This window comes from Myxococcales bacterium, assembly GCA_016712525.1.
In the GTDB taxonomy this organism is placed as follows: Bacteria; Myxococcota_A; Polyangia; order Polyangiales; family Polyangiaceae; genus JAAFHV01.
Genome location: JADJQX010000007.1, coordinates 1152705 through 1175139, shown reverse-complemented (window position 1 = coordinate 1175139; position 22435 = coordinate 1152705). Strand labels below are relative to the sequence as shown.

Annotated in this window: 13 protein-coding genes and 1 tRNA gene; 7 read left to right on the top strand and 7 right to left on the bottom strand. The window is 70.3% G+C overall.

Annotated features, from left to right (window positions below):
• Positions 1 to 168 precede the first annotated feature (168 nt).
• A complete protein-coding gene (locus IPK71_22155) occupies positions 169 to 3600 on the top strand; it encodes a serine/threonine protein kinase (GenBank protein ID MBK8216442.1) in 3432 nt (1143 codons plus the stop codon).
• Positions 3597 to 3965 carry a YkgJ family cysteine cluster protein gene (locus IPK71_22150; protein MBK8216441.1) on the top strand — a complete coding sequence of 123 codons (369 nt, stop codon included), beginning with the start codon at positions 3597 to 3599 and terminating at the stop codon, positions 3963 to 3965. The genes IPK71_22155 and IPK71_22150 overlap by 4 nt, the downstream gene beginning before the upstream one ends.
• On the opposite strand, the gene IPK71_22145 is transcribed toward IPK71_22150, so the two are convergent.
• From IPK71_22145 to IPK71_22135, 3 genes are all read right to left on the bottom strand, one after another.
• On the bottom strand, positions 3952 to 4368 hold the full coding sequence (locus tag IPK71_22145) for a hypothetical protein (protein ID MBK8216440.1): 417 nt from the start codon (positions 4366 to 4368) through the stop codon (positions 3952 to 3954). The two genes, IPK71_22150 and IPK71_22145, sit on opposite strands and share 14 nt — an antisense overlap.
• Before the next feature lie 61 nt (positions 4369 to 4429).
• Positions 4430 to 4915 (bottom strand): hypothetical protein, encoded by a 486-nt coding sequence (locus IPK71_22140; protein MBK8216439.1) that lies wholly within the window; start codon positions 4913 to 4915, stop codon positions 4430 to 4432.
• Positions 4916 to 4993: 78 nt separating this feature from the next.
• The gene (locus IPK71_22135) at positions 4994 to 6601 is read right to left on the bottom strand and encodes a HEAT repeat domain-containing protein (protein MBK8216438.1); all 1608 of its coding nucleotides are present in this window, start codon (positions 6599 to 6601) and stop codon (positions 4994 to 4996) included.
• Between the two features lie 151 nt (positions 6602 to 6752).
• On the opposite strand from IPK71_22135, the gene IPK71_22130 reads away from it, so the two are divergent.
• Positions 6753 to 8054, top strand: a complete 1302-nt coding sequence (locus tag IPK71_22130) for a hypothetical protein (GenBank protein MBK8216437.1) — start codon at positions 6753 to 6755, stop codon at positions 8052 to 8054.
• 78 nt (positions 8055 to 8132) lie between these two features.
• Here IPK71_22130 and IPK71_22125 read toward each other — a convergent pair whose 3' ends face one another.
• Together IPK71_22125 and IPK71_22120 are read right to left on the bottom strand one after the other, a co-directional pair.
• A complete protein-coding gene (locus tag IPK71_22125; GenBank protein MBK8216436.1) occupies positions 8133 to 9938 on the bottom strand; it encodes a tryptophan 7-halogenase in 1806 nt (601 codons plus the stop codon).
• 423 nt (positions 9939 to 10361) lie between these two features.
• Positions 10362 to 10437, bottom strand: a tRNA-Lys gene (locus IPK71_22120).
• Between the two features lie 114 nt (positions 10438 to 10551).
• Here IPK71_22120 and IPK71_22115 point away from each other — a divergent pair.
• Positions 10552 to 12543 (top strand): protein kinase, encoded by a 1992-nt coding sequence (locus tag IPK71_22115; GenBank protein MBK8216435.1) that lies wholly within the window; start codon positions 10552 to 10554, stop codon positions 12541 to 12543.
• A gap of 1 nt (position 12544) precedes the next feature.
• Here the strand turns inward: IPK71_22115 and IPK71_22110 are convergent, their stop codons facing one another.
• Entirely contained in the window at positions 12545 to 14032 is a 1488-nt protein-coding gene (locus IPK71_22110) for a cellulase family glycosylhydrolase (protein MBK8216434.1), read from the bottom strand.
• A gap of 90 nt (positions 14033 to 14122) precedes the next feature.
• Positions 14123 to 14827 carry a hypothetical protein gene (locus tag IPK71_22105; GenBank protein ID MBK8216433.1) on the bottom strand — a complete coding sequence of 235 codons (705 nt, stop codon included), beginning with the start codon at positions 14825 to 14827 and terminating at the stop codon, positions 14123 to 14125.
• A 156-nt stretch (positions 14828 to 14983) separates the two neighbouring features.
• Here IPK71_22105 and IPK71_22100 point away from each other — a divergent pair, with 156 nt between their 5' ends.
• From IPK71_22100 to IPK71_22090, 3 genes are all read left to right on the top strand, one after another.
• A complete protein-coding gene (locus tag IPK71_22100) occupies positions 14984 to 15427 on the top strand; it encodes a hypothetical protein (protein ID MBK8216432.1) in 444 nt (147 codons plus the stop codon).
• A gap of 298 nt (positions 15428 to 15725) precedes the next feature.
• Positions 15726 to 21104 carry a protein kinase gene (locus IPK71_22095; GenBank protein MBK8216431.1) on the top strand — a complete coding sequence of 1793 codons (5379 nt, stop codon included), beginning with the start codon at positions 15726 to 15728 and terminating at the stop codon, positions 21102 to 21104.
• Positions 21101 to 22432, top strand: a complete 1332-nt coding sequence (locus IPK71_22090) for an amino acid permease (GenBank protein ID MBK8216430.1) — start codon at positions 21101 to 21103, stop codon at positions 22430 to 22432. Before IPK71_22095 ends, IPK71_22090 begins: the two co-directional genes overlap by 4 nt.
• The last annotated feature ends 3 nt before the right edge of the window (positions 22433 to 22435 follow it).

Sequence of the window (22435 nt, the reverse complement as noted above, 5' to 3'; positions counted from 1 at the left end):
GGCCGGCCCGATACCACGAAACGTGCGGCCGTGTCCCACGAAGCCAGGGCCCGCGACGGCGCGGCGGGGAGGGGAGGCTCGAGGCTGAGCCGAGCCCGGCAGGAAAGCGTGAAGATGCCCAAGAATTTGGAGGTTTCGGCCGTTCTCGTGCGATGATCGACCCTCGCCGTGAAAGATCCAGGGCTCTACGTCCAAAGCCTCATCGACCTCCCGAAGCGTCAGCCCGACGAGCGCCGTGTCCTCTTTCGGCAGGCCGTCGCCGCGCTCTCTCGTGCTTCGATCGAGGAAGGCCCGGGCCCGCTCGAAGGGTTGAACCCGGACGCGGTCGCCGCGGCCGTCAAGGTCGCCCTCGCGGGAGGCCTCTTCGAGGATCTCGACTGGCTCGCCCCTCCCGCCGCGGGGCGCGCGCTCTATTTGCTCGCCGCGGCGCTCCCCGCGGGCGCCGAGCAGCGGGATCTCGGGCGGCGCGTGTTGAGCCGGCTCTTCTCGGGCAGCGCCGAGACCTTCGTCGGGATGGCGACCGCGATGGCGCTCTCGGGAGGCAAGGGCCTCTCGTCGGCCGGGGCGGCGGCGCGCGTCGCGCTCGTGTCGGAGCTTCCCCTCATGCAGGGGGTCGCCGACGGGCCGCTCGCGCTCGCGCTCGTATCGCGTCGCGAGCTCGCGCGCGAGTGGATCGTCGCGGCGTCGACCACCTCGCTCCCCGCGCGACGCCTCGCCGCGCGCCTCCTCGAGCGGGCCGCGCGGGAGGCCGCGAAACGGGCCTCCCAAGGCGACGCTCATGCCCTCCGTGTCTTCCGTGGCGACGCGATCCAGGCCGCATTTTCCAGGCTCCTCGCCGATCGGGAGTCGCTCGTGTGGCGGCACGTGGCGATCGCGCGCGGGCTCGTCGCGCCGTGGCTCCCGGAGCCCCGCCGCGAGCTCGAAGGCTCGCTCTCCCCGGATCTGTCGCCGACCGAGTGGCGGCGTGGCGCGACGTCGATCGCGGCGTACGGCGCGGTGCGACCCGAGGACGCCGAGCGCCTCGCGGTGCGTGTATTCAAAGGTGAGCTCGTGTCGAAGGATCCGGGGGTCGCCGGGGCGTTCGTATGGGGCCTGCCCCGCGTCGCCGAGGCCGAGCCGGACGCCGCCTCGCTCCTCCTCGGGCTCGTGCTGCGGAGCGCGCCCGAAGAGGTGGCCGACGCCGTGCTCTACCTCCGCGACGAGCTCGGGCCGAGCCACTTCTACGACGGCGCGGCGAAGCGTGTGCTCGCGGCGCTCCCCAAAGAGCCTGCCGACGACGACGGCCTCCGCGACGAGCTCCGCCGCGACCTCGAAGGGCTCCCGCGCGAGCGTGAGCCCCTGCGTCGCGAGATCGAACGCGCGCTCTCCGTGTACGCGCAAGACAGCGCGCAAGCGGCCTACCAACGCGCCGTCGCCATGCTCGAATCCACGAAGGTGGCCTTCGCCACGCTCGACGCGGCGCCGGTGAGCCAGTCGGACCCGACGCGCCGCGCCGCCGAGCGCCGGGCGAGCCTCGCCGTCCTCCGCGATCTCGACACGTCGCTCCTCGAGCGCAACGTCGTCGGCGCGCTTCTTCGGCTCGACACGAGCCAGGAGAAGGCCGCGGCGGGCGAGGCGGCGCTCGAGTCGCTGCGCGATCACCTGGCGACGTGGATGCTCGCGCGTCAGTTCCCCGAGCCCGTCCCGGGGAAGGCACGCGAGGTCGAGGCCGCGGGGGGCTTGGGGCTCCTCCGCGTGCGGTCCCTCCTCCACCTCGTCGACGGCGACACCTCGTCGGCCGAAGATCCGGCCCAGGCCGCGCGGCAACGCCACAGGTGGCAGACGACGGCGACCTCGGTGCTCGCCACGCTCGACGGCGACGAGCCGGTCGGTCTTCGGCGCGCGCTCCTCGCCACCCTCGCGCGCGCGCTCGACGCGCTCATTCGCACCGAGCAGCTCGAGGTCGCCGACGCGTTTTTGTGCGTGGCCGAGCGCCTCCACCTCGAAGACGATTTCCGTACGCTCTCCGAGGCCGCGATGAACCCCGATCATCGCCACACGCTCGCCGAGTACGCGTCGTTCGTGGGCAAGAGCGAGGCGCCCAAACGCGCGGCGCCGAAGCTGAACGTGGGCCCGTACGACTCGCTCTTCCCCCCGGCCGACGACACCGGCCTCCACCTCGTGGGGTTCGGAGCGCCGATCGTGCGCGACGCCGAGGACACGCGGGTGGCCAAGCTCGCGCGGTTCGCGGACGAGCTCTTCTCCGAAGGGTCGGGGAAGGCCGAGGCGCTTCGGGCCGTGCTCGTGCGCCTCCAGGGCGTCCTCGGCACGATCGCGCGCGCGCGGTCGCTGCGTGGGCTCGGGGCGGGGACCCAGGCCGACGCCGAGGTCGTCCAATCGCTCGAGTCGGCCGTGGTCGCGCTCGCCAACATGATGAAAGGTGCGCGCTCGCGCCTCTACACACCGGGCGCGCCGGTTCGAAAAGAGTCTCGCTTCGTGTCGGGGGCGGTGCGCCTGCTCTCGGTCGTCGTGGGTCGCGTCCTCTCGGGCGCCGAAGCTCGCATCGCGCCCGACGCGCTCGCCGCGTCCCTTGAGGAGCTCACCCGGGGGCTGCCTCGCGCCATCTCGGATCTCGTGACCAGCACGACGATGCGCCTCGCCGAGATCCCCGTCGACCCGATCCGTGAGGAAGACTCCCCAGCGTCGCTCGCGCACCCCGAGCAGCTCCCGCCGTGGCTCCCGGCCCGGCGCGTGCTCGGCGCGTTCTACGTGCTTCGCCAGCTCGGCGTCGGCGGGGCGGGCTCGGTGTTCGTGGTCCACCGCGTGGAGGATCGCAACGATCCGACCGCAGAGAAATTCGCCCTCAAGGTGCCCGACTACGACGCGAGCGCGGCGCGCAGCCTCTCGGAGGCCGAGTTCTTGGACATGTTCCGCTCCGAAGCCTCGGCGCTCGTGGGCCTGCCGCCGCACCCGAACCTCGCGCGCTTCGTGACGTTCGATCTCGCCGCGCGTCCGAAGCCCATCTTGGTCATGGAGCTCGTCGAGGGGCTCACTCTGGAGCTCGCCGTCCAGTCGCTCGCGCTCGACATGCCCCGCGTGCTCCGCGCCCTCCGTGATCTCTTGGCGGGCCTCTCGGTCATGCACGAGGCCGGGCTCGGTCACCTCGACGTGAAGCCCTCGAACGTGGTCTTGCGCGGCGGCGAGGTGGCGGTGCTCGTCGACTTCGGCCTCGCAGGTCGTAAGCTCCGGCCAGGCTGCGCTTCGGGCCCGTACGGCGCACCCGAGATCTGGGTGCCGCGCGACCCGCTCGCGTCGCCGCTGCCCGCTGACGTCTACGCCTTCGGTTGCCTCGTGTTCGAGGCGCTCACGGGCGAGGTCCTGTTCGACGCCGAAGAAGAGGTGGCGCTCGTGTCGAGCCACCTCGTCCACGACGGGGGGCCGCAGAAGCTCACACGGCTCGCCAAGGCCCCCGGCATGTTGGGCTTCGCGGGGCTCGTTCTGAGCTGCCTGCGGAGGGACCCGGCGAAGCGACCGACCATCGGAGAAATCGTTAAAGAAATCGAGACTTTGTCCGCCGATGCGGCCGGGCATTCGTGGCCCGTGGAGCTGCCCCCGCCATGACCGTGGGCCTGCCGCCGCTCGAGGGTGAGCCCGCCGCCGACGGCTCCGACTGCGTGGCGTGCGGGCGGTGTTGCCATCACGGTCCGAGCACGGTGACCCTGCTCGAGGCCGACGAGGCTCGGATGGGCCCCGAGCGGCTCGAGCGGCTGACGGTCCTCCACCCGAGGCCCCCGTACTTCCGTTTCATCGTGAACGACGGGGAGGCGTGTGGGGCGCTCGACCGCACCGTCCCGGGGCACTACCCCTGCACGATCTACGACGCTAGGCCTGCCGGGTGCCGCGAGGTCGAGCCAGGGAGCCCCGCGTGCCTCGAGGCCCGCGCCCTCGGGCAGCTCGGAACGAGCGTCGGCTTCAAACGCCCGTGACGTTCGGCCGACGGAGCAGCACGATCGACGCGGCGCGGGCGATCGCCGGCCCCACGAGGTGCCCGAGATCGAAGAGCTCCGGGGCCGAGCCTTCGTCGATTCGGCACGGGACGACCGCCTTGCCCGCGCGGCCGTCGACCGGGCGGAGTGTCGCGAGGAACCTTCGTTTGTCGAGATCGAACGAGACCGACCGCAGCACCTGACCGGCCTCGTGCCCCTCGAACCACTCGACGATGGGGCGCAGGTGAAAAAAGAGGCCCGCCGCCTCGTCGCCGAGCACGTCGACGCCGGGCCCCACGAAGGGCACCACGGGGCCCACCGTGCGAGGAACGACACGGACGCGGCGCTCGTCGAAGAGCGCCTTCCACGACCGTAGGACCATGCGGTCGGCCCCCGCGTTCACGGAACGAGCCCTCGTGCGCGGCGCGGCGCTTCGTCCACAGGCGATCCGAGGCGCGTCACGTTCACGTCCCGTGGACGGCCTTCGTGAGCTTGCCCGCGACGTCGAACGCGACCAGGCGAGGGTAGGGGCCGACGGCCTCGCTCCCCACGAACACCGCCGGGAGATCGCCCCGCTCGATCTTCGCCTCGCGGAGGACGAAGGCGAGGGCCGCCGGATCGGACGTCACGTCCCGGACCTCGAAGGCGATGCCCTTGGCCGCGAGCAGCTCCTCGATGCGCGAGAGCTCGCGGACGTTCCGATCCTGTTCGACGTACACGACGACCGGCGCGGCCACGTGCACGGTCTTGCGCTCGCGGGGCTTACCCCGCAGCTCGGTGAGGCGGGCCGCCGCGGCCTTGCGCTTCGCGAGCTCTTCGGCGGTGCAGAGCGGCTCTCCGAGGGTGCGGTTCACGCGCACCGCGAGATCACGAGCGACCCGGGTGGGGGAGAAGCCGTCGAGGCGAGTGTCGTTCAAGAGGCCGCCGAGGGCCGTGCGCACGCGATCCATGCCCGGTCTCTTACCCGACCCCCGCCGTTTGTCGACGACTTCCGTGACGTGGTCCAAGTAGCTGGAACGGCTCGGGTTTTACGATAGCCCCAGCTTGCCTCGCGCGAGCCGAGCGACCTTGGCGCGGCCCCCGCGGGTGCGCACCTCGTCGAGGAGCTCGCGCCCCCCGGGGTGGCCGGTCTCGAAGAGGTGCACGCCCACGTAGTAGAGATGCTCGAGGTCGAGCGTGCGATCGCGGCGGAGCGCCCGCGGCACGTCGTAGCCACGGGCCGCGAGCTTCTGCAGCGCGACGAGCGCGGGATCCGAGGCGCGGGCACCGGGGCCGGCGTCGAGCGGAGACATCTGGAGCGCGAGCGAGGCCGCGAGGTACTCGTCGTCCGGAGTGGCTCGGTCGCCCGTGGTGAGCAGGTCGAGCACGATCTGGGCGGCGTCGACCCGCCGCGCGCGCACGAGCTTCTGGGCGACCTGCCGAAGGGCCTCGGCCACGGCGTCGGGGTCCGTGTCGCGCACGATTTCGAGGGCGGCCTCCCACCCCCGCTCTCCCGCGAGCAAGCGCCCGGTGACGTGGGTGAGGAGATCCTTCCGGACGTTCTGCGGGATCTTCGACGCGAGCGGGCGTAGCGCGTCGCGCAGCGTGAAGGCCCGCTCGTGGTCGGAGGTCTCGAGGAGGGCCTTCGCGAGCGCGGGGGCGGCGGCTTCGTTCTGGAACAAGGCGCGCGCTGCGGCCTCGGCGTAGCGCCGGTCGAATCGGGTCAGGACCTCGACGAGGAGCTTCGCGGCCTCTCCCCCCGGGGCGCGCCCGAGGAGCTCGATGACGTACGCCACGCGCTCCGGGTCCGGGCTCGCGAGCAGCCTCCCGAGCTTGCGGATCGACTCGGGCGCGAGGGCGACGCTCCCCAACGTCTGGAGCGCGGTCTGGGCCAGCGAGCGGTCTTCGCTCTCGGCGGCGCTCGCCAGCGCGTCGACCACCTTCGGCGAGGCGCGGTCGTCCCGTAGGGCGTGACGGAAGGCCAAGATGGCCTCCTTCTTCACACGCACGTCCGCGGTCTTGGACGTGACGTACGAGAGGAGCGTCGGCACCGTCCGAGGGTCTTCCAGCGTACCGAGCAGCGTGATGCCCGCCGCCACCACGGACGACGGCGCCCGAGCCTTGGCTTCGGTCGCCAAAAAGTCTTCGATTTCGCGAAGATATCCCACTTTGGCGCGGGGGTCGGCGTCCTTCACGCGGCGCTTCACGGACTGGGCCGCCTGGGTGGCCGCTTCGCCCGTGGCCGACGCGAGGCCGCGCACGATCGTCGTGAGGGTCTCGGTGCCCCCGACCTCCGAGAGCACGGCCTCGATCGCGCGGCGCTCCTCGTGGGTCGCGGCGGCGAGGCGACCGCGGAGCGTACCGACCACCTCTCCGCCGACGCTCGCGACGGCCTGCCGCGCGGCCACGCGCACCTCTTCGTGAGGCGACACGAGGAGCGGCACGATCTTGGGGAGCGCACGTTTGGCTCCGAGCGCGGCGAGCGCGGCGAGGGCACGCTGCTGGAGCTTCGGGCTGTCGGAGTCGAGCACCGCCGCGAGGGCCAGGATGACACGCACGTTGTCGGTGCCGACCTCGCCGAGGACGAGGGCCGCCGCGAGGCGCTTCTCGAGCGGCGCGTCCTCGTTCACGAGCAGGGAGATGATCCGGTCTTCCATGAGCGCGGGGGACGCCGCTCGGTTCTCCTCGGGGGCGGGGAGGTCGAGGCTGCGTCGCCGGCCATCGTGAGGCACCCTCGGCGAGGAAGCACCCAAAAAAAGGCCGAGACCGGCTGCGCGCGCCGAAAAGTCCCTGTACGCTCGTGGGAGCTTGATCCCCTCGAAGCGCACCCTACGCGGCCTCGCCGCCTTCTCGACGGCCTTAGGCGTGGTCGGGCTCGCCGCGATCTCCGCGGCCTCGTGCAACGTCTACGACGCGTCGCTGCTCCTCCCGGCCGACACGGGGCCCTCGGCGGAACGAGGCGCGGGCATCGGCTTCTGGAGCGGCCCGGCCGACCAGCCTTCGTCGTGTTTCAGCGCCCGCTACCCGCGCCCCGAAGACCGCCCCGCGCCCTCGGGCGGCGCCGCGCTCGCCCCCATTTTTCTCGGCTTGCTCACGCTCAACACGGGCACGCTCGATGCCCGAGGCGAGCCCAGCGCCGACGCGTGGCGCAACGTCGGGTTCGACCTCGACGGCACGTGCACGGGCTCCGAGACGTGCGACACCGGCGGGCAGACCCCGCTCGGATGCAAGCCGGTCGCGGCCGCCGTACCACTCGATGGCGCCTACTGCCGAGACAACAACTTCGGAAAGCTGAGCTACCTGGCGACGACCGCGCCCGAGACGTCCGAGGGCTACGGGCTCACGGGCGACGGGTTCTCGTGCGCATTGTGTGTCGGTGCCTACAACTACCTCTTCCGGCTGACCGGCTACAACGGCGAGGCCAACGACGACAGCGTGCGCGTCGACCTCTACCCGTCGCCCGGCCTCGACACGCTCCTCCCGTGGGACTGCAAGGACAAGGACTGGAAAAAGAACCCCTGCTTCCTCCCGGACGACAAATGGCAAATCCGCGAGGACGTGCTCGTCGGGGCCCCTTCGGGTACCGGCGATCTTCCAGCCTCGAAGCTCTTCGACGCGAACGCGTACGTGCGGGAAAATACGCTGGTCGTCACGCTCCCGGACAACACCCTCTTTTGGTTTCCGGGCGAGCGCCGTGTGGCGACGGCGTTCCCGGTCACGCTCCGCAAGGGCGTCGTGTCGGCCAAGATCGAGCGCGGAAAAGACGGCATTTGGCGCGCCACCGACGGCATCATCGCCGGGCGAACGAGCGCGGCCGACGTGCTCAAGGGCTTTCGCCTGATCGGCGTCTGCGAGAACGACAAGAACTACCCGTTCCTGCAAGACTTCATCTCGAAGAACGTCGACGTGCTCGCAAACGGCGACAGGAACCCCGACCTTCCGTGCGACGCCATCTCGGTCGGCATGCCCTTCACCGCCATCCAGGCTACGCCGGGGCGCCCCACCAAGGTGAGAGAGCTCGTGGAGTGCCAAAAACCCGGCTCGGATGCGGGCGCCGACACGGGCGCACCCATCCCCGACGCGCAGGCGCAAGACGCCGGCGGTGACTGACGAGAAACCGGTCGCGCTTCGAAGTGCCCGTCATTACGAGAGAAATCGAGCCCTCGCGGAGCGCGCGGGGGGAGAAGCTCAGAGCACGATGTGCGCGAGCGAGTCTCCGCGCGCCTCCCAGAGCTCCCGCGCGCGCGCCGCGAGCGCGTCGTCGGGGGTGCCCTGCGCGAGCTCGACCTGGGCCTCGTCGGCGCGCACGACGACCCGCGTGATCGGCGTCTCGGGGAACTCGCGCGCGAGCGCCTTCTTGAGGCGCAACCCGACCCGGTCGAAGAGCGCGCCGACGCTCTCGGTCGTCACGTCCTTGAAGAGCACGACCGTGGGGAACGACAGCTCCCCGAGGAAAGCCTGACGGTTCGAGATCCCCGCGTGACCGCTCATGCGCTCGACGAGCGCGCCGAACACGCTCGAGTACGCGGCCTGGACCTGGTCGCGCCGGAACGTCTCGTCCATGGTCTTTCCGAGCTTGTCCTGGAGGCGGATGACCCCCGCGAGCACGTTGTGCCAGTGGCCCTCGTTCTGGGCGTGGTACTCGCCCTTCGCGCGGAGCATGTCGGCGAGCGCGACGAACTGCGTCGCCATCGTGTCCTGCGCTTGGATGACCCTGTCGACGAACCGGAGCTCGCCTCGGAGCCACGCGACGTCGCGGTATTTGTCGGCCATGAACGGCCAGACGACGAGGTTATAGTAGTTGTTGAAGTCGAGCATGTACTTGAGGCGAAAGACCTCGTACGAGCCGAACGTGGCGTAGAGCCGCGCGTAGATGCGGAGGGTGCGCTCGTACCAGAACCGGTAGTACTGGTTGAAGACGTCGATCCGCTCGCGAAAGCCCGCGGTGTCTCCTGCGCGGTCGTGCTTCACGAGCTCCACCACCATCTCGTTCGCGATGGCGATGAAGTCGGAGCCCGGCGAGTAGAACGGATCCACGAAAGCCCCCGCGAAGCCCGTCGTCGCCCAGCGATCCTCGGAGAAATAGCGATCGGCGTAGTAGGGCAGGTGCGCGTACGCCTCGAAGTCGACGAGCTCGGCTCCCTCGAGCAGCTCGGCTCCGGCCGCGTGCCGCTTCACGAACGCGCAGAACGCCTCGCGGTCGAGCGGGCGCTCGGGGATGCGATCCTTGTCGAACACGACGCCCACGCTCATGAGGTCCCCCGCGAGCGGGATGAACCAGATCCAGTAGCCGTCGTACATGAGGTGGTTCGTCGAGAGGTGCCGCGAGGTGTGGCGTACGCGGTCGCGCCAGGCCTCGTCTCCGCGGGCGTCGAAGCCGCGCACGTTCTTGAACCGCGCCCACGACGAGGCGGTGTTGAGGCGTGTCTCCTTGTGGATGGGGATGCCGAGCTTCTTCAGGAGAAATTGCCTGCGCCCGGCCGCGTCGACGACGAACCGGGTCGTGACCCGCTGCTCGCCGGCCGCGTTTCGGAACACGACCGTGTGCGGGCCATCGGGCGCGATGGTGACGTCGATCACGTCGGTCCCGAGGCGCACGTCGACGCCGGCCTCGAGGTTCATCGCGAGGAGATCGCGCTCGAACGACGCGCGCTCGAGCTGGAACGCCGGGTGAAAGGGCAACCGGTCGGTGCCCATCTCGCTCATGGACGTGAGCGGTAGAGACTTCTCTTCGTTGTCGAAGAAGAACCGCACGCCGTTCTTCGGGAGCTGATGTTGGTAGAGGTAGGTCTGGAGGCCGAGCCTCCGGATCATGTAGTTTGCAGCGACCTCGACCGTCGACTCGCCGACCTTGTAGTCGCGGATGGCGTGGGCCGCCTCCAGCACGAGAATCCGAAGATCCGGCCCGAGCTCCAAGCGGAGCTGTCGCGCGAGGAACGCTCCCGCGAGGCCATGGCCGAGGATCGTGACGTCGAAATCGTGAGGCGTCGTCATCGACGGCGGACGGTAGCAAGGCGCGGGGAGGGCGCAAACGCGCGACGTGCGTCGAGCGAACGCGGTCGCGCTATCCGGGCGAGCTGGGGCCGATCGCGCCGGATCGTGGTCGTGCAAGGCCTTCTGGAGGGCCAAACGACGCGCGGAGGTGGTCGTGCAAGGCCTTCTGGAGGGCCAAACGACGCGCGGAGGTGGTCGTGCAAGGCCTTCTGGAGGGCCAAACGACGCGCGGAGGTGGTCGTGCAAGGCCTTCTGGAGGGCCAAACGACGCGCGATCCGACGTCTTCGACGACGGACACTGGGCCACGCGCGCCGCCGCCGACGCGGTCAGAGGTCGAAGGACCGCGAAAGGCGCTCGCGAAGCCTCACAGGGCGCTCCTCACAGCGCCGCGTGCCCCTTGGAGGGCGCTGCGAGAGGAAACTTGGTGGGCCGGCCGGGACTCGAACCCGGGACCTACGGATTAAAAGTCCGCAGCTCTACCGACTGAGCTACCAGCCCAGAAACGAGGCCGGGTCATAGCGGACCTCGCCGCTCGTGTAAAGGCCCGATTCGGACCACGGCAAAGCTCCGCCGGATAGCTCCTCTCGAGCAACGCGTGTAGCGTCGAGGGTGATGTCAGGGGCGTTGAGCGGGAAATCGCTCGGGGGCGGGGCCTATCGGCTCGGGCGTTTGCTCGGGCAGGGCGCCATGGGGTCCGTCTACGAGGCTACCCAAGAGGCCATCGGGCGCGCGGTCGCGATCAAGGTGCTTCACGCGGCCATGACGGGCACCCTGCGCGAGGACCAGCTCACGCGGTTCCAGCGCGAGGCCCGGACGGCCGCGTCCCTCGGGCACCCGAACATCGTGCAGATTACAGACTTCCAGTGGCTGCCCGGCGAGCCTCCTTTCCTCGTCATGGAGCGCCTCGCCGGGGTCTCCCTCGGGGAGGTGATCACGCGGGAGGGCAGGGTCGCGCCCACGCGCGCCGCGTTCGTCGCGTCGCAGGCGCTCGCGGCGCTCCATGCGGCCCACGAGGCCGGGATCGTCCACAGGGACGTCAAGCCCGACAACCTCTTCCTGACGCCGATGCCGATGGTCGGCGACGTGGTCAAGGTGCTCGATTTCGGCATCGCGAAGCTCGTCGACGAGGCTCCGCTCACCCGGGTCGGGGCGATGGTGGGCTCGCCCGCGTACATGCCTCCGGAGCAGGCTTTCGGTCGCCCCGTCGATCGCCGCGCCGACGTCTACGCGGTGGGCGCGACGCTCTACCACGCGCTCTCGGGGGCGCTCCCGGTCGACGCGCGCGACGTGGGCGAGTTCATGGCGCGGGTCGAGGCTCCGGTCGTCCCCCTCGAGGTCCGCGTGCCCGGCCTCGATCCGGGGCTCGCCGCGGTCGTCGCACGGGCGATGGCCAAGCTCCCCGAGGAGAGGTTCGCGACCGCCGACGACATGCGCCGCGCGCTCGCCCCCTGGGCGCGTCCGTCCGCCCCGGTCACAGGCGCGATCCCTGCGGTCCCTGCCGCACAGCCCGAGTTCGCCCAAGGGTCGCAATCTGGGTTTGCGCAAGGGTCGCAGCCTGGGTTCGCGCAAGGGTCGCAGCCCGGGTTCGCCCAAGGGTCGCAGCCTGGGTTCGCGCAAGGGTCGCAGCCTGGGTTTGCGCAAGGGTCGCAGCCTGGGTTCGCGCAAGGGTCGCAGCCTGGGTTTGCGCAAGGGTCGCAGCCTGGGTTTGCGCAAGGGTCGCAGCCCGGGTTCGCGCAAGGGTCGCAGCCTGGGTTCGCGCAGGGGTCGCAGCCAGGGTTTGCGCAAGGGTCGCAGCCTGGGTTTGCGCAAGGGTCGCAGCCTGGGTTCGCGCAAGGGTCGCAGCCTGGGTTGGCCCAAGGGTCGCAGCCCGGGTTTGCGCAAGGGTCGCAGCCCGGGTTCGCGCAGGGGTCACAGGCGGGTTTTTCGCAGGGGTTCTCAGGAGTTGCACCGACGCCATCCGCTGCGGGGCGACCACGTTCCGTTGTCCCGATCGTGATCGCGGTCGTCGTCGGGCTCGGGCTCGTGGCCGCCGTCGTGGGGACCCTCGCGCTTCGCCACGCCACGAGCTCCGCACCGACGGCCGAGGGGGCAGCGCCCTCGGCTCCCCCTTCGGCCCCGGCACTCGTCGTGAGCGCTCCCCCCGAGCCTCCGGTCCCGTCGGCTCCATCCGCGCAGGCGAGCGCGTCCGCGCCGAATGCCCCTCGGGGGAAGGGCCCGGGTTCGACCGGTGCGGTCGACGCCTCCGCCCCTCCACAGGCCCCCGATGCCGGATCCCGCATTCGTGAGGCCATCACCACGTGCGCGGTCGTCCAGAAGGGGATGCCCGTACATGGCGCGGATCCCGGGGTCGCGAGCGTCAACGCCCGCGTTCGAAACTGCCGGGTCGACGCGGCCAACTGCCTGCTCGCCAATCCGGGAAACCCGCGTCGCGAGTACTCCGTGGCCATCCAACCGGGCACCAAGAAGGCCGTCGCGCAGTCGATCTCCCAGCGATACTGCGATGGCCTCGACTACTGCGTCACGAACGCTGTCAGCATGAGCCCGTTCGTCACGGTCACGGCCGACCACTTCACGCTCGGGTGCACGATCACGCCGATCCCGTAGCTCAGCGCGCCCCGAGCCTGCGGACGACCACCTCGTGCCGACCTGCCCCCCCGCACGGGATGGCGATGGGGCCCGTGCCCTCGGCCGCGAGGCCCTTCCCGTCGCACGTGACCGACAGCTCGCCGCGGAGCCTCCCCGTGCCGACGCGGCTCCGGAGACGCTCCCCCGAAGCGCCCTCGATCCCGAAGAACGAGAAGGTGAGTGTTTCCGAGATCTTATCGTACACCACGCGCTCGAGCCTGCCCGCGACCCGCTCGAGCCTCATCCGAGTCATCGCGGCGACGACGTCGGGGCGCTCGGCCCAGGTACCGTCCTTGCGGTCGAAGAACCCCCACGCGCCCTGGCTGTCTTCTTTCCAGAGCCAGAAAAAGGAGCTCGCGTGGAGCTCGTCCTGGAGCTCGCTCTGGTAGGCGACGTAGTCCGAAAATCTCGGGGATTTCGGCGAAAATCCGAACTCGCCGACGACGAGCGGCGTGCCCCACGCCTCGGCTTCGAGGGCGGCGTTCTCGTTCGAGGGCCGCAGCGTCTCGCGGGTCATGGCGGCGACCGAGGCCTCGGTGCCGGTGAACGCGAGCGTGTACACGTGGGGCGCGTACACGGTCCCAGGGCCGAGCGGGCGCGTCGGGATGGAGGCGCGATCGGTCAGGTTGCGGAGGGCCGAAGGCTCGAAAAAGACGAGCTTTTTCGGCGCCACGGCGTGCACCGCGGAAACGATCTCGCGGTGGAAGGCCTCGATGGCCCCGTCGGTGCCGAGGGGCTCGTTGAAGGCCTCGATGCCCACGACGGCGGGGTCGTCGGCGAAGGCGCGCGCGACCTCGGCCGTGGCCTTCGCGAAGCGGGCCCGGAGGCGCACCCCCTCGGACGTGCTCCCGAAGAACGTCTCGAACGCGGCCGCGACGGGCTTCGAGAGCCGACGCGCTTCGAGGTCGACGAGCGGGCCCCCGAGCCTCTCGGGCGGGGGAGGGACGATCGCCCAGTAGGGCGCGCCATCCTCGCCGATCTCCTTCGAGTACGCGTCTTGGTGCATGTCGAGCAGGACGTACAGCCCCGCGGCCTTCGCGAGCTCGACCACCTCGGCGGTGCGGGCGAGGTACGCCTTCGAGAAGCCTCCCGATTCGGTAGGCTCGAGCCCCGACCAGTTCAGCGGCAGACGGAGCGCGTTGAAGCCCATCGAGCGGATGTTGGTGGCGTCGGCCGCGGTGAAGTCCGGGATCGGCTCGAGCGCCGTGCGCCCGTCGTCGAAGGTGACGTCGAAGAGCCCTGCCACCCGAGCGTTCACCCCGAAGAGCCGGACCTCGCGGCCCTCCGCGTCGACGAAGGCCCCGCACCGGATCGAGAGAGGCGCCCCCTCGAAGGCGTCGCCCCGGCACGCGGGCGCCGTCGGAGGCTCTCCGGTGCCGTCGGTGCCCCCACAGGCGATCCCGAGCGCGCCGACGACAGCGGCCACGATCCCGAGCCCCCGCATCCGTTCCCGTCCCCCTCGACGCATGCTCGCTCCTCCAGTGTTGGCCGAAATGTCTCGATATTCTAGGCGCTTACGAGCCAGTCTCTCGCATGATACGTGCAGCGGCGCCGAAGCTCACTTGAAACCCGAGAGGTGCACCACGTACCACTCGCCGCGCCACGAGATGAGGGACTTTACCTCGAAGCTGCGCTCCTTGCCGTCGACCTCGTACCGGAGGCGGCTCCCGTACACGCGGTAGTAGCCGAGCTTGTTGGTCTCTTCGTCGGGCTCTACCCAGCGCCCCCCGCCGCTCGGCACATCGAGGCGCACGAGCTTGGCGTCCTTGGCGTCGTCCCCGAGCTTCTTGTGGAGGGCGTGGATGTCGCGGGAGTACGCCGAGACGAGGCGGTGCTTCCAGTCGGACTCGGGCCTCGGGATGGCCTTGACCTGCTCGTAGGCCTTCACCGGGAAAAAGAAGGGGAGCGCACGCTCCGGCGCGTCGTTCACGATGGCGTCCCACAGGGCCGCGGCGCGAGCCTCGAACGCGGGGCCCTCGGCCTTGGGCTTGTCGCGAGTCTGGGGGAGAGCGCCCGGATCGTCGGGAGAAGCCGGGGCGGGGGACGCCGAGGCCGCCGCGTCGGCGCCGCTCGGAGCGCCCGAAGGAGCGGGGGCTGGCGCGGACGGGACGAGGGGGATCGCGCCGCCGAGGCCGACGGGGAGCGGTGGTGGGGTGGCCGAGGGGCTCGCTCCTTCCAGCGCAGGCCCCGGAGGCTCGGCCCGGGAGCACCCGAGGGACGCCACGACCAGAAGGAGGAACGCTGCCCGAACGATCGATCTCACGGGGTCGGCATATCACCGAATCGGGCGCATGCCGCCGAGGGGCGTAAGGACACTGCCTCCGCGCCGTTCTCGAGCACGACGTGCCGAATGGCCGTGAATCGCCCCTCCTCCTCGCCCCGAAAGGGATACGATGAGGGCGCTTTTCGAGGAGATCCCATGAATCGAGCTTCTGCCGTGGTCCTCGCCGTGGTCGTTTTCCCCGTGCTCGCCACGGCCTGTAAAAAAGACGACGTGCCCCCGAACGCCCCGGTCTCGGCGAGCGCGCAGGCGGGTTTCGGAGGGCCCCAACCCGGTTATCCCGGAGGGCCGCCTCCCGCGGGTCCGCAGCCCGGCTACCCCGCCCAGCCCGGCTATCCCGCTCAACCCGGCTACCCCGCCCAACCGACGACGGCCCCCGGCCAGCCGGCCCAGGCGATGGCCGTGCCCGGCCCGCAAGCCCTCGCGTGCACGAACGACTCGCCCTGCATGACGCACCGGTGCAACGTGCAGTACGGAAAGTGCGCCTTCCCGTGCGCGACCGACGTCGACTGCCAGCCCTCGTTCTCGTGTGTGAAGGGTCCGCTCGGCGCGGCGTGCCTCCCGAAGCTGCCCGGCCAGTAGCCGCCTTGCTTCCGCGCGGAGGTGAGTGTGGCAGAGCTCGGGGGGAACGGCCCGGTCCCGAGGCCCGCGTCGTTCGAGCTCCATCGTGCCTCCGGTCGTGGCGTTCGTGGCGCGAGCCGGGCCGCGTCGGCCGCGGTCACGGCCGCGAAAAGCGTGGGCGTGTGCGTCAAGAACGTTCCGAGATTCTCGTGGAATTTCACTCCCACGGCGGAACTATTCTTAGATAAGCTCCGCGCCCCGCGCATAGGCGCGCCTCTGACGAACCTCACCGCGCGACACGCGCTGGGCAAGGAGCCTCATGAACCCGACGATTGACATCCTCCGTGGCGAGCTCGAGCGACTTTTCACGCTCGAAGAAATGACCAGCATGAGCGAGAGGCTCCTGGGGCTCGATCCGGTGGACGTCGGTGGCACGTCGGCCAAAGGCTCGTTCGCCCGCGCCCTCACCGAGCGCTGCGTCGACGGCGAGCGCATCGAGGCCCTCGTCGACGTGCTCCGCGTGCAAAAACGCGAGGTCGACCCGCGCATCTTCGACATCGCCGCCCTGCTCGGCCACGACGACTTCGCTCCCGGTCGCCAGGTGGGCGAGCTCACCATCCAGAAGAAGCTCGGCGAGAGCGACATGTCGACGGTCTACGTGGCCTTGAAGGGCGGCGAGCCGTACGCGCTCAAGATCCTCCGCCGGGAGGCCGCGCGCGACCGCCGCGCCGTCCACCGCTTCCTCACGGCGAACCGCCTCGTCGCGGCGCTCTCGCACCCGGGGCTCCCCGAGGGGCTCGAGGCCGGTGAGCTCGGCGATGGCCTCTATTTCGTGGCGTACAAACACGTCGAAGGTGGGCCGCTGTCGCAGCGCTTCGCGCGCACGGGCGCGTCGCACGTGGGCGAGCTGAAGCCGCTCCTCCGCGGCATTTTGGAGCCGCTCGCCGCCATGCACAAAGCGCAGCTCGCGCACGGCGATCTCAAGATGGAGAACGTGCTCCTCGCGCAGAAGGGCCCACCCGTCCTCATCGACTTCGGCACCGACCGCCTCCGTCACCGCGGCGCGGGCACGAACGGCAAGCAGCTCGCCGTCATCGGCTCGCCGCGCACCATCGCCCCCGAGATCGTGCGGGGCAAGGTCGCCGACGCGAAGGCCGACGTCTACGCGTTCGGCGCGCTCCTCTACGAGCTCGTCTCGGGCAAGCCCGTGTTCCCCTCGGAGACGCTCGCCGACGCGGCGTTCGCGCACCTCGCCAAGGAGCCCGAGCCCCCGAGCGCCAAGGCCCCGCGTGGCTGGATTTCCAAAGAGGTCGACGCGTTCGTCCTCTCGCTCCTCCACAAAGATCCGGCCCGCCGCCCGAAAGACGCCCAGGCGCTCCTCGAGTCGATCGAGACCATCGGCCGTGCCAGCATGTCGGTGCGCCCGGCGGCGCCGATCGCACCCGAGAAGGTCGACGAGCTCTTGGCGAAGCTCGCCGAGTCTCCGGCCGACGCCGACGCCGCCATGGCCGCCGAGCAGGCGATCGACCAGGGGGCGGACGCGCTCAAGGTCGGCGAGGCGCTCGTCGCGGCCGCCGAGAAGGTCGGCTCCGAGACCGACGAGGCCAAGGAAGGCAAAAAGGCCATCCTCTTCCGCGCGGCGCGCGCGTTCGATCACGGCGACGACAAGGCGAAGGCCGAGTCGGCCTACGTGACGATCCTCGAGCTCGATCCGGCCGACGACACCGCCTTCAACGCCCTCGAGGCCGTCCGCAAGAGCCTCGGCAAGTACGAGGAGCTCGTCGAGATGCTGCTCGAGCGCAGCCAGACCGCTCCCCCCGGCGCGGCCCGTGCGCGCGCCTTGGCGGAGATCGGGCGCCTCTACGCGACCGAGCTCGACGACGTCGATCAGTCCCTCGTCGCCTACGCCCAGGCCCTCTGCGAGACGCCACAAGACGACGAAATCGCAAGCGAAATCGAACGTTTGGCGGGCTCCAAGGCCGCGGCCTGGAACGAGGCGCTCGGCACCCTGACCGAGGCCATCAAGCAGCCCGACCTCGCCGCCTCGGACCGCGCCGCGCTCCTCGTGCGCGCGGGGCGTTGGTACGAGCACAAGCTCCAGCGCGCCGACCTCGCCCTCCTGGCCTTCCAGCAGGTGCTCGCGCACGAGCCGTCGAACGAGGCGGCCTCGGAGGGCCTCTCGACGATTTACCGCCGCGCCCAGCAGTGGCCCGAGCTCTCGAATCTCCTTTTGTCCCGCGCCGACGCCGCCGGTGGAACGCCGAAGGCTCGCGATCTGCGCGTCGAGGCGGCCGAGCTGCTCGAGTCGAAGCTCTCGGACACGAAGCGCGCGAGCGACATCTTCTCGTCCGTCCTCTCCGACGATCCGGGCCACGTGCGCGCCGGCGACGCCCTCGCGCGTATCGCGGAGCGCACGGGAGACTTCCAGACGCTGGTCAAGATCCTCGGCGAGCGAGCCGAGGCGCGCCGTGGCCGCGAGAAGGCCGAGGCGCTCTGCAAGGTCGCGGAGGTCTACGAGGATCACCTCTCCGATCTCGCCGAGGCGACCCGCAGGTTCGAGGCCGTGCTCGCGATCGACCCGCAGAACCTGACGGCGCTGAAGGGCCTCGATCGCATCTTCAACCGCACGGGCCGCTACCGCGAGCTGCTCGAGGTCTTGGAGCGCCAGATCCAGGTGGCGGCGACGCCCCGCCAGAAGATCACCATCCTCGAGCGCATGTCGGCCCTCCACGACGAGGAGTTCCTCGATCACGCGAAGGCCGCCGAGTGCCTCGAGGACATCCTCGTCATCGACGGCTCGAACGACGCCGCCCTCACGGCGCTCGCGCGTCACTACCGAGCGCTCGACAAGTGGGAGAAGGTGGTCGCCATCTACGAGAAGCACGGGCAGGTCACCACCGAGGACAGCCGCAAGGTCGAGCTGCTCGTGGCGAAGGCCCGCACCCTCGCCGAGCACGTCGGGTCTCCCGAGCGCGCGACCAAGGCCTACGAGCAGGCGCTCGCCCTCCGCCCGGATCACGCCGGCGCGCTCGAGGCGCTCGCCCAGCTCCGTGAGCTCTCGGGCGACGCCCACGCCGCCCTCTCGGCGATCGAGGCGCTCGCCCTCAAGGCCGAGACGCCCGAACAGAAAGCCGACCTCTGGATGCGCGCGGCCCGCCTCCTCGAGGCCCGCGGCGACAAGGACGGCGCGATCGAGCGCACGAAGCTCGCCCTCGAGGCGAACCCGAAGGACGCCGCGGCCTCGTCGGCGCTTCGCAAGGCCTACGCCGAGCGTGGCGACGCGCAGGCCGTCGTCGCCCTCGTCGAGAAGGAGCTCACGCACGCGGAGGGGAACCTCGCGAAGGCGCGCCTCCACGCCGAGCTCGCCAAGGTGTGGAAGGCCGAGGGCGCGAACGACAAGGCCGAGCAGGCCGCGAAGCGCGCCACCGACCTCGACGCGTCGAACGCCGACGCGCTGCTCGTCCTCGGGGATCTCGCCTTCGAGGACGGGCGCATGCTCGAGGCCTCGAAGCTCTACGAGTCGCTCGTCACCCGCACCCAGGTCCTCGCGAAGGACGACGCCGTGCGCGTGCTCGTTCGCTTCATCGAGGCGTTCGGCAAGACCAACCGCCCCTCGATGCCGTCGATCCCGCCGCTCTCGGAGACGGGCAGCGTGAGCTCGATCAAGTCGGTGGCGCCGCCGTCGATGACGAACCCGCGCATGCTCGCGGCCATCGAGGCCTTGAAGGAGCAGGCGCAGGGTAACGTCGAGGCGCTCTCCCGCGCGGCCTCGGCCCTCTTCGACTTCGGCGACCCTCAGTCGGCCTACCGGATGCACGAGGATCTGATCCAGAAGTACGGCGCGAAGCTCGTCGGGACCGACAAGGCCGAGGCCCTCTACCACCTCGGCGAGAGCGCGAGGCGCAGCGGCGATCTCGCCGCCGCCGAGAAGCCCCTCAAAGAAGCGGCGGACATCGATCCGTCGAATCCTCGGCCTTTCCGCGCACTTGCGAAGGTGTACGACGCGCTCGAGCGCTGGGCCGACGCCGTCGCCGTGCGAAAGCGCCGGGTCGAGATCGCGACCGGGACCGAGCGGTTCGAGCTCCTGCTCGAGATGGGCGACATCCAATTCCAGAAGCTCCAGGACCGCGCGGGCGCGCAGAAGAACTACGTCTCGGCGCTCGAAGAGAAGCCCGACGATCGCAAGCTCCTCACGAAGCTCATGCAGCTCTATTCGGAGGAGCAGAACTGGGCGAAGCTCATCGACGTCGTCACGCGCCTCGCGGACTTCGTCGACGACCCGAAGCAGCGCGCGAAGTACATGCACACCGCGGCGACGATCGCCGGGCGCCAGATGAAGAGCGTCGATCAGGCGATCGGGTTCTACGAGAAGGCGCTCTCGTTCGACCCGGGCATCGCCAAGGCCGTGGACGAGCTCCTCGAGCTCTACCGCGAGAAGGGCGATCACACGAAGGTCGAGCGCATGCTGAAGCAGCAGATCGAAGGCGCGAAGACCGCCGGGGATCGCGCGGCCATCGTGAAGATCCTCGACCAGCTCGGGGAGCTCTACGAGAAGCACCTCAAGGAGCCCGAGCTCGCGATCGACGCGTACGAGGCCGCCCAAGCCTTCGACGCCGACGAGAAGGGCCGCCAAGAGAAGCTCGCCGAGCTCTACGCGTCCGACCCGGCCCAGTACCTCGACAAGGCCGTGCGCGCGCAGGCTCAGATCCTGCGGAAAAACCCGTACCGCGTCGAGAGCTACAAGCTCCTCCGCAAGCTCTTCACGGACGCGAAGCGGCCCGACCCGGCGTGGTGCCTCTGCCAGGCCCTCGCGGTGCTCAAGCTCGCCGAGCCCGACGAGGAGCGCTTCTACAAGAAGCACCGCGCCGAGAACGCCGCCGCCGCGCAGGCCGCCCTCGGCGAGGACGAGTGGGCGAAGCTCGCGCACCCCGAGCTGGACCCGCTCGTGACGCGCATCTTCGCGCTCATCCAGCCGACGATCATCCGCACCCGCACGCAGTCGCTCGAGGAGCAGGGCTTCGACCCGCGCTACGCGATCGACACGTCGCTCCACCCGTACCCCGTCTCGCAGACGCTCTACTACGTGCAAGGGGTGCTCGGGCTCACGCCGCCGCAGGTGTTCCAGAACCCGAACGATCCGGGGACGCTCGGCTTCGTTCACGCGCACACCCCTGCCGTCGTGCTCGGCCGTGGTGCCTTCGAGCTCAACGCGCCCACGCAGGTGCTCGCGTTCCTCGCGGGGCGCCACCTCGCGTCCTTCCGCCAAGGGTTCTACGTCCGCCACCTCGTCCCGACCGGGACGGGCCTCAAGGCGTGGCTCTTCGCGGCCATCAAGCTCGTCGTGCCGCAGTTCCCGGTCGCGGGCGAGCTCGCCGGTCAGGTCGACGAGGCCCTCCAGGCCATGACCCAAGACTTCCAAGGTCAGGCGCGTGACGTGCTCGCGAGCGTGGTCACGAAGCTCCTCCAGGCGGGCGGCGCGCTCGACCTGAAGCGCTGGGTCGCGTCGATCGACTACACCGCCGATCGCGCGGGCTTCCTCTTGGCACACGACCTCCAGGTCACGACCGAGGCGATGCGCACGCACGAGGACGGGTCGAGCGTCCCGGTGAAGGAGCGCATGAAGGAGCTCGTGCTCTTCAGCACCTCGGAAGACTACTTCGCGCTCCGCCAGAAGCTCTCGATCGCGATCGACTCTTGAGCGACGAGGCACCGAAGGCCGACGAGCCGGGGCTCAAGAAGAGCCTCGGTCTCGTCGACGCGACCCTGCTCGTCGTGTCCTCGGTCATCGGTGTAGGTATTTTCTTTACACCTGGCGCGGTCGCCACGGCGCTGCCGAGCCGCGGCTGGTTCTTTGCGGCGTGGCTCGTGGGGGGGCTCCTCTCGCTCGCCGGTGCGCTCGCGAACGCGGAGCTCGGCGCCATGTTCCCGCGGGCAGGGGGCGACTACGTCTACCTGCGCGAGGCCTACCACCCGGTCGCTGGGTTCCTCGTCGGGTGGCTCTCGTTCTTCGTCATCTACGCCGGCACCGTCGCGACCCTCGCGGTGGGCTTCGCCGACGGGGTGGCGAGCTTCTTTCCGATGGCCCCGCTCGCGAAGCAGGGCCTCGCGGCGTTCGTGATCCTGGTCACCTCGGGCGTGAACGCGATGGGCGCGCGCGCCGGCGCCAGGGTCAACAACGTGAGCGCGTTCTTCAAGGTCGGCGCGCTGGTCGCCATCGTGCTCGCGGGCCCGCTCTTCTTCGGCAAGGCCGCCCCCGCGCCCGCCGCCTCCGTCGGCGACGGACCGGTGGTGTTGTCGTTCGGAGCGGCGCTCTCGCCCGTGCTCTTCACGTACCTCGGGTGGAATGCGTCGGTGTACGTCGCGAGCGAGATCCGCGACGTCGAGCGCACCTTGCCACGCTCGCTCTTCGTGGGGCTCTTCGTCTGCACCACGGTGTACCTGCTCGTGAACGCGACCTACGCGACGACGCTCCCCATGGCCAAGCTCGCGGGGGAGGGGGCCGTGGGCAAAGCGACGGCCGTGGCCCTCTTCGGCGAGCGCGGCGGAACGCTCGTGTCCGTCCTCATCCTCGCGTCGGTCTTGGGCGCGCTCAACGCGAACACGCTCGTCGGTCCGCGCATCGCCTACGCGATGGCGAAGGATGGGCTCCTCTTCAAGCAGGTCGCCAAGGTGCACGGGCCGTCGGGCGCGCCGCGCGTCGCGATCGCGGTCCAGGCCGCGGTGGCGCTCGCCGTGGTCTTCGGCCTGCGTGGCTTCTTGAAGGCCCTCGACTACACGACGTTCGCGATCGTGCTCGCGACCATCGCCGATACGCTTGCACTCTACATGCTTCGCGTGAGGCGCCCCACCCACCCGCGGCCCTACCGCGCGTGGGGCTACCCTGTGGTCCCGTTCTTCTACGTCGTCGCGAGCCTCGGCATCGCGGCCTCGATGCTCCGCGAAAAGCCGCGTGAGTGCGGGATCGGCCTCGCCATTTTGCTCGCCGGGCTGCCGTTCTACGCGCTCTTTCGCCGCACGCGCCGCTGAGGG